This is a genomic window from Rhizobium sp. GW821-FHT14E12, assembly GCF_058803745.1.
In genome coordinates this window covers 160,130-176,905 of the sequence record NZ_JBXAPH010000004.1, presented here as the reverse complement: position 1 = coordinate 176,905, position 16,776 = coordinate 160,130, and the positions used below count along the sequence as shown (strand labels likewise).

Below are 16,776 nucleotides of genomic sequence, written 5' to 3'. Positions count from 1 at the left end.
ACCGTTACATCTGGGCGAGCGTACCGAGACGACGGAGTGCATGGATCTGGTCGTCGAGCGTCGGCACCAGTTCGCCGCCGTTCGGATCCGGCGGCGCCTCTATCGCGGTTACTGCTTCCGCCTCGCCGAAGACGACGGTGCAGTTGCGGCCGGCGCTCTTGGCGGCATAGAGCGCCCGATCGGCGGCGGAAACGAGCCGATCCCAACTGGCGATGTCGCAAGGCATGATCGCCAGCCCGACGCTGACCGTCGCCGATACCAGCGATTGGCCGGCGAGCAATGGCGTGCGGCAGAAATCGGCACGGACCGTCTCCGCGATCGCCTCGGCTTCGGCCTGATCGTTGACGGAGACGAAGGCGATGAATTCTTCGCCACCCATGCGGCCGAACGCGCCACTTCCGGGTATGAATTGCCGGCCGATACGGGCAAATTCGGCAAGCACGGTGTCGCCAGTCTGGTGGCCATAGCGGTCGTTGATCGCCTTGAAGTGATCGAGATCGAACAGCAGCGCGGCAATCCTGTGCGAGCCTCTTGCTGCCTTTTCGACGACAAGCGGGAGGTAATCCTGCAGGCCGCGCCGGTTCAGGACGCCTGTCAGCATGTCCGTGATCGAAATCATCCGCCAGCGCCGCTCCGCGCGCTCCATCAGCAGCCGGCCGCTGAGCGCAATGGCTATGGTGATCAGCAGCGCGCAGGCAAGCGCAGAGTAGCCGCGGTAGGTCAACGCCTCCTCAAAGCTCGGTCTCAGCAGGATCATCGACATGGACGAAACAAGGCAGACGCAGGCGAGAGCCATCAACACGAGACCAAGGAGGCCGCGCGTTGCCTCACGCCGGCCTTCCGTCGGGCGCACCGCGCGAGCCATCAGCATCGCGCCGACGGTGCCCGCCAGGTCATACAGGAAGATACGGTTGGCATAGCTCTCATGGATCCATGGCAGCCCGATGCCGACGATCCAGATCGCCGGCGGCAGCAACGCCGACCATTGGAGCCTGCCTTTGTCCATCCGGTGGAAACCGGCGATCCAGGCGCTCTCGCCGAGGAGAGCGATGCCATTGCCGAACTCGATCGAGAAAATGTCCGGAATGAGGCCACGCGCCGCCACGAGGCCAAATCCGACGGCACTGAAGGCAAAGCCCAGCGCCCACATCAGATAGGCCGGCATACGGCGATCGTGCCGCCAGGCGAGAAAAAGCACGGCGGCGAGCGTGATCGCTTCCGAGCACCAGATGGTCAGTCCCGTGGTGATATTGAGCACGGTCGGCGTCTCTCCCTTTCCGCGGCGCGGATCGCGTCGGCGTAAGGGGACACGGCAACGCTTGCAACCGGTGTATCGTCGCCGAATAAGATGGTGAGTTTCTTAAGCCGCTTGGTAAATTTTAGCTGCGCTTGCGGCCGGCGCTGTGCCAACATCGCCTGGATTTCACTCTTCCTTCACCTTTTGGTTGGGAAATGCGGTGGAGTACGCGTATCGCGTCATCGGATCTATTGGCATTGGCGATTGGAAACGCTTCTTCAACATCTAATGAGCATTAGGCCTTTTTGGCGTTATCCCTTCGGGCGTCTTGAAGTGTAGGGCAGGGACACTCTATGTAGGGATAAAGGATTTTATTCGATTCCCGGCGTTATCGCCGTCGGGGCAAGCTTGGTAAAGGACGCACATGAGAAATCCAGTCGATACAGCTATGGCTCTGGTGCCGATGGTTGTTGAGCAGACTAACCGCGGGGAACGGTCCTACGATATCTATTCCCGCCTGCTGAAGGAACGCATCATCTTCCTGACCGGCCCGGTCGAAGATCACATGGCGACGCTGGTCTGCGCCCAGCTTCTTTTCCTCGAGGCTGAAAACCCGAAGAAGGAAATCGCGCTCTACATCAATTCGCCGGGTGGCGTCGTGACCGCCGGCATGGCGATCTACGATACGATGCAGTTCATCAAGCCGGCTATTTCGACGCTTTGCATCGGCCAGGCTGCGTCCATGGGCTCGCTGCTGCTTGCCGCCGGTGACAAGGACATGCGTTTCGCAACGCCGAATTCCCGCATCATGGTTCACCAGCCGTCAGGCGGTTTCCAGGGGCAGGCTTCGGACATCGAGCGCCATGCGCGCGACATCATCAAGATGAAGCGCCGCCTGAACGAAATTTACGTCAAGCATTGCGGCCGGACCTATGAAGAGGTCGAGCAGACGCTGGATCGTGACCATTTCATGTCCTCCGACGAGGCCAAGGATTGGGGTCTGATCGACAAGGTGCTGACGTCGCGTACCGAAATGGAAGGTGAAGCCGCTACGTGAGTTATCCACGCGGCGGTGACTTCTACGCCACAGTTCTATCCCATTTGTGATCGAATAGGGGTTTAATGTGGAGCGGAACACGGTAATAGTACGCATTCATGCTATGTAGCGTTTTTATGACATGGCATTCGGCATTCGAAGGGGGATTCGTTGCCACCGCGGCCCGGTATGATTACTGGGCTGCGTTCAGTACCCCGAAGAGCGCCGCGATCTGCTGATGAAACGAGGGGCAGGTCCGGCGGGCGCATTGAGTGGACCGCGGTTTCGATTGGAAAATCCGCGGCGTGCTGGAAGGAAAAGGATATGAGCAAAGTCAGCGGCAGCAACGGCGGCGACTCCAAGAATACTCTGTATTGTTCATTCTGCGGCAAGAGCCAGCATGAAGTCCGGAAGCTGATTGCCGGACCGACCGTCTTCATCTGCGATGAATGCGTCGAATTGTGCATGGACATCATCCGCGAGGAAAATAAATCCTCGATGGTCAAGTCCCGTGACGGCGTGCCGACGCCGCAGGACATCATCAAGGTTCTCGACGAATACGTCATCGGCCAGAGGCAGGCGAAGAAGATCCTGTCGGTGGCGGTGCATAACCACTACAAGCGTCTCGCGCATGCGTCCAAGAACGGCGATGTCGAACTGGCGAAGTCGAACATCATGCTCGTCGGCCCGACCGGCTGCGGCAAGACCTATCTTGCGCAGACGCTGGCCCGCATCATCGATGTGCCCTTCACCATGGCTGACGCCACGACGCTGACCGAAGCCGGTTACGTCGGTGAAGACGTTGAAAACATCATCCTGAAGCTGCTGCAGGCTGCCGACTATAATGTCGAGCGTGCCCAGCGCGGCATCGTCTATATCGACGAAGTCGACAAGATTTCCCGCAAGTCGGACAATCCGTCGATCACCCGCGATGTCTCGGGCGAGGGTGTGCAGCAGGCGCTTCTGAAGATCATGGAAGGCACGGTCGCTTCCGTTCCTCCCCAGGGTGGCCGCAAGCATCCGCAGCAGGAATTCCTGCAGGTCGACACGACGAACATCCTGTTCATCTGCGGCGGCGCTTTTGCCGGTCTCGACAAGATCATCTCAGCCCGTGGCGAGAAGACCTCGATCGGCTTCGGTGCTGCCGTCAAGGGTCCGGATGACCGCCGCGTCGGCGAAGTGCTGCGCGAGCTGGAGCCGGAAGATCTGGTCAAGTTCGGCCTGATCCCGGAATTCATCGGTCGTCTGCCGGTTTTGGCGACGCTGGAAGACCTGGACGAGGATGCGCTGATCCAGATCCTGTCGGAGCCGAAGAACGCGCTCGTCAAGCAGTACCAGCGCCTGTTCGAGATGGAAGACGTCGAATTGAACTTCCACGAGGACGCATTGCGCGAAATCGCCCGCAGGGCGATCGTGCGCAAGACCGGTGCTCGCGGCCTGCGCTCGATCATGGAAAAGATCCTGCTCGACACCATGTTCGATCTGCCGGCGCTGGAAGGCGTTCGCGAAGTGGTCATTTCCGAGGAAGTGGTTCGCGGTTCCGCCCGTCCGCTCTACATCTATGCCGATCGGCAGGATGAAAAGGCCAACGCCACCGCCTGATCGACAGATCTGCGGCTTAAATACAGGGGCTCGTCGTTGACGAGCCCCTTTCTATTTGAAAAATCGTACAGTTTCCTGATAAAGTCCGGGATAAGCTTATGGGAACGCCGTCCAAACCGGTTGTGAAGAGCGCCCGCCGCGGCCATGATGGCATGATTCCGGAATCGTCGGTGGATCGGGTTTTCGCCCGGCTTTGATCCTCCGGGACCCGCGTTGCCGGCAGTGTTCGAGTAGCCGGGGTCCGATGTTTGTTGTTGCGTTCCTCCTTGTGAATTCGTGTCTCGCTGCCTCACGGCGCGCGTCCCGCACGACTTGAAATAGATAATGTGAAGCTCCACTTCTAAGCCAAGTGAGAGAGCCGGCTAATCCCCTAAGGCCGGCAGAGAGCCCGGGAACGGGACGACGGAAAGGAAATGACATGACTAAGAAAACGTCTGCGGCAAATGAGAGCATTGCCTATCCGGTATTGCCGTTGCGCGACATCGTGGTTTTCCCCCACATGATCGTGCCGCTGTTCGTCGGACGGGAAAAATCCATCCGCGCGCTGGAAGAGGTCATGGGGTCTGATAAGCAGATCATGCTGCTCACCCAGATCAACGCCAGCGATGACGATCCGGCCCCGGATGCGATCCACAAGGTCGGCACCGTGGCGAATGTACTGCAGCTCCTGAAGCTTCCCGATGGCACCGTGAAGGTGCTGGTCGAAGGCAAGGCACGCGCGGAGGTCGACACCTACACGGCACGCGAGGATTTCTACGAGGCCCTCGGCCACGTCTTGCATGAGCCGCAGGAAGATCCGGTCGAACTGGAGGCGCTGAGCCGCTCGGTCGTTTCGGAGTTCGAGAGCTATGTGAAGCTCAACAAGAAGATTTCGCCGGAAGTGGTCGGTGCCGCCAGCCAGATCGAAGACTATTCGAAGCTGGCCGATACGGTTGCCTCGCACCTGTCGATCAAGATCACCGAGAAGCAGGAGATGCTGGAAACCACCAGCGTCAAGGGCCGCCTCGAAAAGGCGCTCGGCTTCATGGAAGGCGAGATTTCGGTCCTGCAGGTCGAAAAGCGCATCCGCTCGCGCGTCAAGCGCCAGATGGAGAAGACCCAGCGCGAATACTACCTGAATGAGCAGATGAAGGCGATCCAGAAGGAGCTCGGCGACGGCGAGGAAGGCCGCGACGAGATGGCCGAACTGGAAGAGCGCATTTCCAAGACGAAGCTGTCCAAGGAAGCCAAGGAAAAGGCCGATGCGGAGCTGAAGAAGCTGCGCCAGATGAGCCCGATGTCGGCGGAAGCCACTGTCGTGCGCAACTATCTCGATTGGCTGCTGGGCATCCCCTGGCACAAGAAGTCGAAGATCAAGACCGACCTGAGCAATGCCGAGAAGATCCTCGAAGCCGATCATTTCGGCCTGGAAAAGGTCAAGGAGCGCATTGTCGAATATCTGGCGGTCCAGGCACGCGCGACCAAGATCAAGGGTCCGATCCTGTGCCTCGTCGGCCCTCCGGGTGTCGGCAAGACTTCGCTCGCACAGTCGATCGCCAAGGCGACCGGCCGCGAGTATGTCCGCATGGCGCTTGGCGGCGTTCGTGACGAAGCCGAAATCCGCGGTCACCGCCGCACCTATATCGGCTCGATGCCCGGCAAGGTCATCCAGTCGATGAAGAAGGCCAAGAAGTCCAACCCGCTCTTCCTGCTCGATGAGATCGACAAGCTCGGTCAGGACTATCGCGGCGATCCGTCTTCGGCTCTGCTCGAAGTGCTGGATCCGGCGCAGAATTCGACCTTCATGGATCACTACCTGGAAGTCGAATACGACCTGTCGGACGTGATGTTCATCACGACGGCGAATACGTTGAACATCCCTGCACCGCTGATGGACCGCATGGAAGTCATCCGTATCGCCGGCTACACCGAAGACGAGAAGCGCGAAATCGCCAAGCGGCACCTTCTGCCGAAGGCCATCAAGGAACATGCGTTGCAGCCGCAGGAATTCTCGGTCAGCGACGATGCCCTGATGGCAATCAGCCAGCAGTACACCCGCGAAGCCGGTGTTCGTAACTTCGAACGCGAATTGATGAAGCTCGCCCGCAAGGCGGTCACGGAGATCATCAAGGGCAAGAGCAAGTCCGTCGCGGTTACCGCTGCGAATATCGACCAGTATCTCGGCGTTCCGCGCTTCCGCCATGGCGAAGCCGAGCGTGAGGATCAGGTCGGTGTCGTCACCGGTCTCGCCTGGACGGAAGTCGGTGGCGAGTTGCTGACGATCGAAGGCGTGCTGATGCCGGGCAAGGGTCGCATGACCGTTACCGGCAACCTGAAGGAAGTGATGAAGGAATCGATTTCCGCCGCGGCCTCCTATGTCCGCTCGCGCGCTGTCGATTTCGGCATCGAGCCGCCGCGCTTCGACAAGAGCGACATCCACGTCCACGTACCGGAAGCGGCAACGCCGAAGGATGGTCCGTCGGCCGGTGTCGCGATGGCAACCGCTATCGTCTCGATCATGACCGGCATCCCGGTGTCCAAGGATGTCGCCATGACCGGCGAAATCACGCTGCGCGGCCGCGTACTGCCGATCGGCGGCCTGAAGGAAAAGCTGCTCGCGGCGCTTCGCGGCGGCATCAAGAAGGTGCTGATTCCGGAGGAAAACGCCAAGGACCTGGCGGAGATCCCGGACAACGTGAAGAACAACATGGAGATCATCCCGGTATCCCGCATGGGCGAGGTGATCAAGCATGCGCTGGTTCGCCGGCCCGAGCCGATCGAATGGGACGGCACCGTCGAAACACCGGTGATCGCAACGGTCGAAGGTGTGGACGATGTTGGAGCGACGATCGCGCATTAAGTGCGGTTTCGCCTGATTTATGACAAATTGACACAAAACGAGAAAAGACCGGCGTTTTTGCCGGTCTTTTTTTGTGAAAAGCTTTTGGCGGTGCTTGCTTTTCCTTGATTTGCAGGGCTTTTGGGGTTGCGGCGGGCCGGAGCATACGTATTCTGCGCCCCGCTAACAGACTAGTCGTTTCATACCAGTAGAAAGGGGTGGAAACATGAATAAGAATGAGCTCGTGTCCGCAGTGGCCGAGAAGGCCGGTATTACGAAGGCCGACGCTGCTTCCGCTGTTGACGCTGTTTTCGATGCTGTGCAGGCTGAACTGAAGAAGGGCGGCGACATTCGTCTCGCAGGTTTCGGTAGCTTCACCGTTTCTCACCGTGCAGCCACCAAGGGTCGCAACCCGTCGACCGGTGCTGAAGTTGACATCGCGGCTCGCAACGTGCCGAAGTTCACGCCCGGCAAGGGCCTGAAGGACGCTGTTAACAGCTGATTGTTTTCACCTGCTGCCAGGAGTTTTCCGGGCGGCGGAGGATATTGGGGATCCGAATTTTCGGATCCCCTTTTTGTTTGCGGTCCCTGCTCAGAGAAGCGTGCGTCCGCCGTTGACCGCAAATTTTTGACCGGTCAGGAAGTCCGCCTTGTTGGAGGCGAGGAATACCACCATGTGGGCGATGTCCTCCGGCGTTCCGAAATGCCCGAGCGGCGTTTGGGCGAGATATCCATCGATCGACTGTTGAGACGCTCCGGCATGGCGTTCGACGGGAATCCAGCCCGGCGCAACCAGATTGACCGTAATCCCTTCGGGGGCCAATTCCTTGGCCCAGGAGCGGGTCATGGACAGCATGGCGCCTTTTGCTGACGCATAGTGTCCGACTTCAGGGTTGCCGAGCTCCGCTATTTCCGAGCCGATATTGATAATTCGTCCCGACTTGCGCGCCCGCCAATCCGGCAATACCGCCTGAAGCAGTTCGAGGGGCGCTTTGACGAAGAACTCAAGCTGATCGAGATAGGTTTGCCAGGATTGCTCCATCAATGGCATGCTCGGTTGCGGACCCGTTGCATTGTTGACGATCAGGTCGACGGGGCCGAGCGCGTTCCCGATGGCATCCAGCCCCTCGGTGAGCTGAGCCTTGTCGATCACGCTGAACTTTGCCGCATAGGCTTGGCCGCCCCGTTGCCGGATCGCGTCGACCACAGCTTCCGCTCCGGGCGTATCACTCGCATAATTGACTGCAACGGCCCAACCGTCCTCCGCCAATCCACGCGCGATGACTGCGCCAAGCCCGCGAGATGCACCCGTTACCAGAGCTACTTTCATTGAATCCTCCTCCCGAATCTCCGTTCGTGGCCGGATCTGCACCCGGCCACCTATCGTCTAAACGGTCATTGCTCTTACCAGCGGTGATGAACGTGCGGGGCGATCAGGCGCTCGTAGATCTCGCGCGTTGCCGCCATGACGTCGGCCGACAGCGGCGCAAGGTCAGCTGCGGCCGCGTTAGCCTTGGCCTGCTCGGCATTGCGGGCGCCGGGGATGACGACAGTGACCGCGTCGTGCATCAGGATCCAGCGGAGTGCGAAGGCCGCCATGCTGGCACCGGCCGGGACCAACTTGCGCACGTCTTCCACAGCCTGCAGGCCGACCTCGAAGGGCACGCCGGCAAAGGTCTCGCCGACATCGAAGGCTTCGCCGTTGCGGTTGAAGTTACGATGATCGTCGCTGGCGAAGTGGGTGTCGCGGGTGATTTTGCCGGAGAGCAGGCCGGAGGCGAGCGGCACGCGGGCGATGACGGCGACCTGCTTCCGCTTGGCTTCCTGGAAGAAGAGGTGATCGGGCCGCTGGCGGAAGATGTTGTAGATGATCTGGATGCTGACGACGCCAGGATACTCGATCGCCTTCAGTGCCTCCTCGACCTTCTCGACGCTGACGCCATATCCCTTGATCTTGCCGGCCTTCTGCAGCTCGTCGAGACCAGCGAAGACTTCGGGACGATAGAGCACTTCCGTTGGAGGGCAATGCAGCTGTACCAGGTCGAGGCTCTCGACGCCGAGGTTCTTCAGGCTGCGGTCGATGAAGCCTTCGAGATTGGCCTTGGTATAGCCGTCGGCCAAATGCGGTGAAAGTCGGCGTCCGGCCTTGCTCGCAACCATCGGGCGCTCGCCGCCGCGTTCCTTCAGCACGTCGGCGATGATCTTTTCCGAGCGGCCGTCGCCATAGACGTCGGCGGTGTCGATAAAGGTCATGCCGGCGTCAAGTGCTGCGTTCAGTGCCGCGCGACCATCGGCCTCGCTGACATCGCCCCAGGCGCCGCCGATTTGCCAGGCGCCGAAGCCGACATCCGTGACGGTGAAGGGCGTGCGGCCGAAAGCATGGTGTCTCATGAAAATCTCTCCGTTCGTGCTGAAAGGCTAGCGCAGTAGCAGCCGTCTGAAGCAGCGGCAAGCGCGTGAGGGTGGTACAGCATCGCAATCGTGTGACATAGGAATATCACAGCGTTCGGCAATCCACGAAAGCATGGGATGACCGCTACCGGCAGGTATTCATTGCCTCCGTATTTGCCTAAAAGGGATGCCAGATATCTGACATCGACCGGAGCCTATGGCCTCTTTCAGTTTTATCCACGCCGCCGACCTGCATCTCGGTAGTCCTTTCCAGGGGCTGGCCCTGAAGGATGCTGCTGTCGCCTCGATTTTCGTGGAGGCCAGCCGCAAGGCTTTTTCGACGCTGGTGGGACTGGCGATCGAGAAGCGGGTCGATTTCTTCCTCATTGCCGGCGATGTCTATGACGGCGATTGGAAAGACAACAAGATCGGCCTGTTCTTCAATCGCGAGATGGCGCGGCTGGAGCGGGCCGGCATCCCGGTCTATCTGCTGCGCGGCAATCACGATGCGGCGAGCGTCATCACCAAGACCGTCACACTGCCGGCAAACGTCCATGAATTCCCGACCGCCAAGCCCGGCTCCGTCAAGCTGGAGGCGTTGCAGGTGGCGCTGCACGGGCAGGGCTTTGCCGAACGCTCCGCCAATGACAATCTGGCGGCAAACTACCCGGCACCCGTGCCCGGCTGGTTCAATATCGGTGTTCTCCACACCTCGCTGACTGGCCGGGAGCCGCATGCGCCTTATGCGCCGTGCTCGATCGATGACTTGCGTTCGCGCGGCTACGACTATTGGGCGCTTGGCCATGTCCATGACTACGAGGTGGTGGCAACCGATCCGCTGGTGATCTTTCCCGGCAATCTACAGGGCCGCAGCATTCGCGAGCAGGGCGCCAAGGGTGCCGTGCTCGTCACCGTCGAGGATGGTCGCATCAACCATGAGCGGCTGATCGTCGACGAAGCGCGGTTTGCGCAGGTCGATATCATAGTCGATCCAGAGGACGATCAGGCCGCGATCCTGCGCCGCGTCGAACAGGCGGTGCAGCCGCTGGCCGATGACATGGCGGGGCGGATGACGGCGCTGCGGGTGCGGCTGTCGGGCATTACGCCGCTACAGGGCGCCGTCGCAGCTGATCGCCAGCAATGGCGTGACGAAGTCGAAGCGGCCTGCCATCGTGTCCACGAGGATATCTGGCTGGAGAAGCTCGAACTGCGGCTGGAATCGCCTGCAGCGGCTGTTGTCGAGGCCAATGGCACGCTCGATCTCGGACAATTGCTTTCCGAGCACACCGGGGATGCGGACATCGTAGCGGAAGCAGGCCGGCTTGTCGGCGAGATTGCGGTCCGCCTGCCGGGCGGACTGGGCGCGGCGGAGCTGCCGCTAGACGATACTCTGGAGACCTTGATCGAAGAGGCGCGGCAATTGCTGCTGGCACGCGGGCAGGGGGCGGGCTGACCCATGCGTTTTAACCGGCTCGACATTCTCCGCTACGGCGCGTTGACCGACCGCACGCTCGATTTTCGTGCCGGCGCCAGGCTGCATGTCATTTACGGGCCGAACGAGGCCGGAAAATCCTCGGCGCTCAGCGCGATCTCCGACCTGCTGTTCGGCTTTCCGACTGCCGCCGAGCAAAGCTTCCTGCACGAGCCGACAACTCTGCGCGTGGGCGCATCGATCGCCACGCGCGATGGAACGACACTCGACTTTCGCCGCCGCCGCGGGCGCAAGAACACGCTGCTGGTGCCCGACGACAAGGAAACGCCGCTTGCCGAAGATGCCCTGGCGCCATTTCTCGGCAATCTCAGCCGTGATGTCTTCGAGCGCGCCTTCGGCCTCGATTCACTCCGTCTGCGGCAAGGGGCGACGGCGATGCTGCGCAGCGGCGGCGAGATCGGCAGCCTGCTATTTTCCGCCGCCTCCGGTCTCACCGGCCTCTCTCGCCTGCGTCAGTCGCTGGAAGGCGAAGCCGAGGGCATCTATGCGCAGCGTCGATCCAAGGATCGCAGTTTCTATCAGGCGCTGGACCGCCATGACGAGGCCCGCAAGGCCGAACGCGACAACGAGCTCAAATCCGGCGACTGGAAGAAGCTGCTGGCTGAAGCCGCTGAACTCGAAGCCGAGCTGGAGCGCCTGCAGGACCAGCGCCGCCAGACGCGCCAAGCGCTCGACCGTCTGCAAAAGCTGAAGACGCTGCAGCCGCTCCTGGCCGAAATCGACGGGGAGAGAGCGGCCCTTGAGGACCTTGCTGACCTGGCGGCAGTACCAGACAGCTTTGCCGATCAGCTGGAGAGGGGCCTGAACGACAAGCGGACCGCAGAGGAGGAACTGCGCCACGCCCAGCAGCTGGCCGCGCGCACCGGCGAAGAACTGTCGATGATCCGCATCGACGACACCGTGCTGCAAATATCCGACGACATCACCCAGCTTTTCGCCGATACGGGCAATTATCGCAGCCAGCGCCAGGATCTGCCGCGCGTCGATCAGGAGCTCGCTGGCTATGAGGCGACGCTTGCGCAACTGGGCCGCCGCCTTGGTTTTACCGATGCAGCGCAGTTGGAGAAACAACAGCCCAGCGACGCCGATCGTGTCCGTCTCTCCGAATTGGTCGAGGAGGGCAGGCGGCTGTTGCAGCTGGGCCAGGGAAATGCTGAGCAATTAGACAGCGAGCGGAGGCAGCTGGCGTCGCTGGAGAAGGATGGTTCTGCCGGACGGTTGATCGATCCGAGATCCTATATTGATCAGCTCGAAGCATTGGCCGGAGATCTCGCCAGCCTTGGCCGCCTTGATGGGCTGGAGACGCAGATCAGCCGCATTGAAGCGGATCTTCGCGAAGCCGCCGCCCGCCTGCGTCCGCCGGTCGCCGATATCGACGCGCTCTTTGCAACCCCGCTGCCGGAGGGCGCAGAGATTGCCGCGCATCGCGAAACCATCGATGCGGCCCGCGCCGGCGTACGCGACGCATCCGACAAGCTGCGTGGCTATGATGAGCAACTGGCCGAGATCGAACAGGCGCTGGCAGAGGCGGAGCGCACTGGCCCGATCGTCACCCGTGAACAGATCGTCGACGCGCGCGAGGCTCGCGATGCCCAATGGCAATGGATCCGCGACGGGTTGACGAATGCAGGCCGAGCTCCCGATGGCAAAGCGATCGCCACCTTTGCGACTAGCCTCGCGGAAGCCGATCGCTTGGCCGACGCGGCGCTGAGCGATGCGGATCGCGTTTCGCGCCATGCCGATAACCGCCTGCGTCAGGCGCGGCTGTTGCAGGAGCGCGAGGCGGCCGCAAAACGATTACGACAGCGCGAAGAGGTCTCCGCAAAGGCGCAGGCTGCCTTCGCGGCGCTCTTCGATCCGACTGGTGTTTCCGCTCTCGATCCGGCAGCCATGCTGGAATGGCGGCGTGGAGTTGAGACTCTCTTCCGCGAGCGCCGGGCTCTCCGCGATCTGCTGGATCAGCGAAATGAAGCTGCTTTGGCAGAGACGCGTGTCTCGCCGGCGCTAAAGGATATTGCCGATGCCACCGGCTATAAAAGCGGCCGCCTACCGCCGAATGCGATGGCGGAAGGCCTACGGAAGCATCTTCGTCTGCTTTCGGAGCGCTGGAACGAGAGCCGGATGCGCGAAGGCGAGATCGGGGCTGCCCGGGATCGACTGACGCGGCTTGGTGAGCAGCAGAAGGATATCGAGCGACGTCAGGCCGTTTGGCGCGATGCGTTCGGCAAGGCTGTCCTGTCACTCGGCCTTTCCGCCGATGCAACGCTGGAGATGGCCTCCGCCGCCTTGAAGGCATGGATGGAGCTGCCGGATGCTCTGGCGGAGCATGACAATCGCCAGCGCCGTGTCAGTGGTATGCGTCGCGACATGGCCGATTTCGAACGGCGGCTCGCGACCCTTGCCGCAACAGCCGGCTTAGAGCTCGATCATCTACCGCCGGACGCCGCAGCCGAAGCATTGCATGCCCATGTCAGCGCCGTGCGCGGCGAGCAGAAGAAGCAAGACCGGCTCGAGGAGGAGCGCCAACGTGCGGAGGCGCAGGCCGCTCATTGTGGCGAGGCGCTTGCGACGGTTGAGGCCACCCTTACCGGGCTGACAGTGGATTTGCCGGAGGACACCGATCTGCCGGCTCTGCTCTTGCACCTGCGCGATCGCGCCCGCTTGCAAGCGCGGCTGACGGAAAGCCGAGATCGCTTGCGTCAGCAGTCGGAAGGCGATGGCGAAGAGGTGATCCGCGCCGAGCTTGCGGGCTTCGAGCGCGTTGCCGCCGGGCTGGAGATCGAGCGGCTCTCCGCCGAGGATCAAAGGCAGTTCACCGAGAACGGTGCGCTCGCGGCCCGTCTGGCCGAAAACCAGCGGCAGCGGAGCGCGCTTGAAACCGGCGTCAGCGCCGAATCCGCCGTCTTCGAAAAGCTCTCCGCAGAGCAGGAGGCCAAGGATCTGGCGCGGCAATGGGTGGTGCTGAAGCTGGCCGCGCAGATGCTGGCAAGCTCGATGGAGGCCTATCGCGAGCAGCAGGCCGATCCGGTCATCACGCGGGCAGGCGAGCTGTTCTCGCTGCTGACCGGCCATGGCTTCACACGGCTGGTCGAGGAGCACGACGACGCCGATACGCTGCAATTGCTGGCCGAACGCTCCGGCGGCGAGCGCGTGCCGCTCGCAGGCTTGAGCGAAGGCACCGGCGATCAGCTTTACCTCGCCCTGCGGCTCGCCTTCCTCGAAGACTATTCCGCCCGCAACGAACCGGCCCCACTGATCGTCGACGATATCTTCCAGACCTTCGACGACGAGCGCGCCAGCGCCGGACTGAAGGCGCTTGCTGGCACGGCGGAGCGTTTCCAGATCATTCTCTTCACCCATGAAATGAGCGTGGTCGAGATCGCCAAACGCGAGATCGGCAAGGATCTGGATCTGATCCGGCTCTAAGTATCCTGCCGAACGCCACCTTGTTGCTTGGATGACGTCTTCGAATGGCATAGGCTGGCTGTAGGAGCGAGGCGCGCCGAGCGCCGTTCGAAGCAGGAGATAAGCCTTGGAAATCAAACCCAATGGATCGCGCCCGGTGCTGAAGGCGCCGGCCGAGTATTTCACCGGCGAGGTGCGTCAGGAGCCATTGATGCAGGCTCCGGCGCCAGCCCGCGTCCAGGTCTTCAGTGTCAGTTTCGAACCGGGAGCCCGCACCGCCTGGCACACGCATCCCTTCGGCCAGACGCTGGTGGTGACGGCGGGCAAGGGGCTTGCGCAGAGTTGGGGCGGCGACATTCGGGAGATCAATGCCGGCGACGTCCTCTGGTTCTCGCCCGGTGAAAAGCACTGGCATGGCGCCGGGCCGGAGACCGCGCTCACCCATATCGCCATTCAGGAGACGCAGGACGGCAAGGCTGCGGACTGGATGGAATATGTGAGCGAGGAACAGTATCGCGCGTAAGGGCAAAACGGTGCGGCGATCCCGCCGGATCGCCGTGAGCTCACTGCGGAAGGTGTAACTTCGTCGGTATCAGGATCTTAGGGTCTGACTTGTCGCGGCTGTAGGCGGGATTGAGGGCGCGATCCGCGAAGGTCAGCGTGCCGTGTGCCCGGCGCAGATTGTCCTTCTCCTGTTCAAAGCGCTTCTTTCTCGCTCCGGATTTGTCCGATCCTCGCGACAGCGATTCATGGTGATAGAGGCAGGCGAATGGCGTCCATATGATGCGGAAGCCGGCTTTGTGGGCGCGTACGCAGTAGTCGACGTCATTATAGGCGACTGCGAAATGCTCTTCGTCGAATGTGCCGATGGCCCGGGCGCAGTCGCCGGAAATCAGCATGACGGCCCCTGTCACGCAGGTCATGGAATTGCGGACATGCAGCCTGTTCATCGGGCCGCCGAACTCCCTTGGCTTGTTCATGTACCAATGACCCGCCAGCCCGCCGAAGCCGACGATGACACCGGCATGCTGGACCTTGTTGTTGCCATAGAGCAGCTTGGCGCCGACAATGCCGGTTCCCTCATAGGCAAGGCACGTCACCATCTCTTTCAGCCAGCCCGGCTCGATGATCTCGACGTCATTGTTGAGGATCAGATGGTGTTCGCCTGTAGCGGCACTGAGCCCACGATTGACCGAGCGAGAGAAGTTGAACGGTTCCGGCGTGATCGACACGGAGAACTGCGGGGAGGTCCGGCTGTAATGGTCGTAGAGAGCGAGGACAGCCTGATCCGAGGAGCCGTTGTCGACGACCAGCACTTCGAAATTCGCATAGTCCGTTCGTTCGAAGATATCCTTCAACACCCTAGAGATCAGATCGAGGCTGTCCTTGCTGGGGATGATGATCGAAACCTTGGGCCAGGAATTTTCCGGCCGCTCGAACATGACGCGGTGGAGGGTGTCCGTCAGGGCCTCTTCCACGCGAATCGGCTGCTGCCGATGTGCAAATCGTTCGGAAAGCGCCTTGCGGGCATTGGCAGTTGCCGCATCCATGAACTTGCGCGAATAGGTGCGGCCATTGCGCCGCCACCAATAGGCCGGATAGGGCAGGTGCAGGATGGTATCGCCAGGTAACCCCTCCAGATACCGCAACAGCAGGTCATAATCTTGCGAGCCGTCATATCCGGTGCGCAGATAGCCGATCTCCTGGAGCCGGCTGCGGCGATAGATGGAGAAATGATTGATGTAGTTGACGCCCGTCAGGAGAACGGGATCGTAGGCCGGCTTCAGCATCAGCCCTGTGGGCCGCAGCATGTCATCGACCACCAATTCGTCGGTATAGAGAAAATTGGCATTCGGGTTTTGCTCGAAGACGTTCCGCACGACCTTGAAGGCGTGAGGAGCGATCATGTCGTCGTGGTCCAGAAAGGCGACCCATAGGCCACGAGCCTGCGACAGCCCGGCATTGGTGGCAACCGCTATGCCGCCATTCCGGCCGTTCAGAACGAACCGGATATTGTCCTTCGATTTCTGCGTTTCATACCATCGTTTTGTTTCCGACGAGGTCGATCCGTCGTCGCTGAGAATGAGTTCTGTACCCTGCTCGTTTTGCGTTTCGAACGATCGGACGAGATCGTCGAGATAGCGGGGTGGGGCATTGTAGACCGGCACGACGACGCTGAGCCATGTTCCGGATGTTGCGGAAACGGGCAAGGGGGCGAGATCGGCGGCCAGCCGATAGCTTGCCTCTGCATATTGTATCGTTTTGCTCGGGGAGCGTTTGCCGAAGGCAAGCTTTGGCATTTTCGTCCAGTATTGCGGCAGTTTGCCGAGATCCACGCGCTCGGCTGGCCCATGGGAGCCAAGCAAAGCGGCGATGTGCTTCTCGGCCGATTTCACCGAGGAAAACGCTTTGACCTCGAAGCCGAGCGTGGTGGAAAATGTCGCCGGGTCGGCGCGGAGCGCGCAGATGGTGCCGATAGTCCCAACGTCAGCCGTGACAATGAAGCGGCTCCCGGACGGCAGCGTGACCGTATCCTTTTCGCGGAATCCGCGACCGCGGTTGATATAGAATTTCGGGTCTATGGCCTCGTCGGTGGCGGCGATATGAATGACGACAAGCTTTTTTCTGACGGGTGCAAATCTGATCTCGAAGGCAGGGTCGTCTCCAAGCGACTTCCATAGAGTGGAATTCGTTTCCGGCGAAATCGCGCGTTCAAGGTCGTCGTTGGGTAAAATCTTGAGTGTCATTGATACCTGAATATTTAAACAGCCCGCTGCGGAGAGCGTCTCCATGGC

The 16,776-nt window shown here is 61.0% G+C and carries 11 protein-coding genes; 7 read left to right on the top strand and 4 right to left on the bottom strand.

Annotated features, from left to right (window positions below; genetic code table 11):
• Positions 1 to 4: 4 nt before the first annotated feature.
• Positions 5 to 1,258, bottom strand: a complete 1,254-nt coding sequence (locus AC1RO0_RS17675) for a GGDEF domain-containing protein (protein WP_498594150.1) — start codon at positions 1,256 to 1,258, stop codon at positions 5 to 7.
• A 403-nt stretch (positions 1,259 to 1,661) separates the two neighbouring features.
• On the opposite strand from AC1RO0_RS17675, the gene clpP reads away from it, so the two are divergent.
• From clpP to hupB, 4 genes are all read left to right on the top strand, one after another.
• Positions 1,662 to 2,294, top strand: coding sequence for an ATP-dependent Clp endopeptidase proteolytic subunit ClpP (gene clpP, locus AC1RO0_RS17670; RefSeq protein ID WP_007692710.1), 633 nt, complete (start codon positions 1,662 to 1,664; stop codon positions 2,292 to 2,294).
• 303 nt (positions 2,295 to 2,597) lie between these two features.
• Positions 2,598 to 3,875, top strand: coding sequence for an ATP-dependent Clp protease ATP-binding subunit ClpX (gene clpX / locus AC1RO0_RS17665; RefSeq protein WP_007692709.1), 1,278 nt, complete (start codon positions 2,598 to 2,600; stop codon positions 3,873 to 3,875).
• 418 nt (positions 3,876 to 4,293) lie between these two features.
• The gene (gene lon / locus AC1RO0_RS17660; RefSeq protein WP_498594149.1) at positions 4,294 to 6,714 is read left to right on the top strand and encodes an endopeptidase La; all 2,421 of its coding nucleotides are present in this window, start codon (positions 4,294 to 4,296) and stop codon (positions 6,712 to 6,714) included.
• A gap of 205 nt (positions 6,715 to 6,919) precedes the next feature.
• The gene (gene hupB, locus AC1RO0_RS17655; RefSeq protein ID WP_034507562.1) at positions 6,920 to 7,195 is read left to right on the top strand and encodes a DNA-binding protein HupB; all 276 of its coding nucleotides are present in this window, start codon (positions 6,920 to 6,922) and stop codon (positions 7,193 to 7,195) included.
• 90 nt (positions 7,196 to 7,285) lie between these two features.
• On the opposite strand, the gene AC1RO0_RS17650 is transcribed toward hupB, so the two are convergent.
• Both AC1RO0_RS17650 and AC1RO0_RS17645 read right to left on the bottom strand, forming a co-directional pair.
• Positions 7,286 to 8,023: an SDR family oxidoreductase gene (locus AC1RO0_RS17650; RefSeq protein WP_498594148.1), complete on the bottom strand. Its 738-nt coding sequence runs from the start codon at positions 8,021 to 8,023 to the stop codon at positions 7,286 to 7,288.
• 74 nt (positions 8,024 to 8,097) lie between these two features.
• Positions 8,098 to 9,084 (bottom strand): aldo/keto reductase, encoded by a 987-nt coding sequence (locus tag AC1RO0_RS17645; RefSeq protein WP_498594147.1) that lies wholly within the window; start codon positions 9,082 to 9,084, stop codon positions 8,098 to 8,100.
• 217 nt (positions 9,085 to 9,301) lie between these two features.
• On the opposite strand from AC1RO0_RS17645, the gene AC1RO0_RS17640 reads away from it, so the two are divergent.
• From AC1RO0_RS17640 to AC1RO0_RS17630, 3 genes are all read left to right on the top strand, one after another.
• Positions 9,302 to 10,537, top strand: coding sequence for a metallophosphoesterase family protein (locus AC1RO0_RS17640; protein WP_498594146.1), 1,236 nt, complete (start codon positions 9,302 to 9,304; stop codon positions 10,535 to 10,537).
• A gap of 3 nt (positions 10,538 to 10,540) precedes the next feature.
• Positions 10,541 to 14,002, top strand: a complete 3,462-nt coding sequence (locus AC1RO0_RS17635) for an ATP-binding protein (protein ID WP_498594145.1) — start codon at positions 10,541 to 10,543, stop codon at positions 14,000 to 14,002.
• A 106-nt stretch (positions 14,003 to 14,108) separates the two neighbouring features.
• A complete protein-coding gene (locus AC1RO0_RS17630) occupies positions 14,109 to 14,504 on the top strand; it encodes a (R)-mandelonitrile lyase (protein WP_498594144.1) in 396 nt (131 codons plus the stop codon).
• 40 nt (positions 14,505 to 14,544) lie between these two features.
• Here the strand turns inward: AC1RO0_RS17630 and AC1RO0_RS17625 are convergent, their stop codons facing one another.
• Positions 14,545 to 16,728: a glycosyltransferase family 2 protein gene (locus AC1RO0_RS17625; RefSeq protein ID WP_498594143.1), complete on the bottom strand. Its 2,184-nt coding sequence runs from the start codon at positions 16,726 to 16,728 to the stop codon at positions 14,545 to 14,547.
• Positions 16,729 to 16,776 lie beyond the last annotated feature (48 nt).

Coding starts and splice junctions, on each gene's coding strand:
- clpP (WP_007692710.1), top strand. CDS start 1,662: ATGAGAAATCCAGTCGATACAGCTATGGCTCTGGTGCCGATGGTTGTT.
- clpX (WP_007692709.1), top strand. CDS start 2,598: ATGAGCAAAGTCAGCGGCAGCAACGGCGGCGACTCCAAGAATACTCTG.
- lon (WP_498594149.1), top strand. CDS start 4,294: ATGACTAAGAAAACGTCTGCGGCAAATGAGAGCATTGCCTATCCGGTA.
- hupB (WP_034507562.1), top strand. CDS start 6,920: ATGAATAAGAATGAGCTCGTGTCCGCAGTGGCCGAGAAGGCCGGTATT.
- AC1RO0_RS17650 (WP_498594148.1), bottom strand. CDS start 8,023: ATGAAAGTAGCTCTGGTAACGGGTGCATCTCGCGGGCTTGGCGCAGTC.
- AC1RO0_RS17645 (WP_498594147.1), bottom strand. CDS start 9,084: ATGAGACACCATGCTTTCGGCCGCACGCCCTTCACCGTCACGGATGTC.
- AC1RO0_RS17640 (WP_498594146.1), top strand. CDS start 9,302: ATGGCCTCTTTCAGTTTTATCCACGCCGCCGACCTGCATCTCGGTAGT.
- AC1RO0_RS17635 (WP_498594145.1), top strand. CDS start 10,541: ATGCGTTTTAACCGGCTCGACATTCTCCGCTACGGCGCGTTGACCGAC.
- AC1RO0_RS17625 (WP_498594143.1), bottom strand. CDS start 16,728: ATGACACTCAAGATTTTACCCAACGACGACCTTGAACGCGCGATTTCG.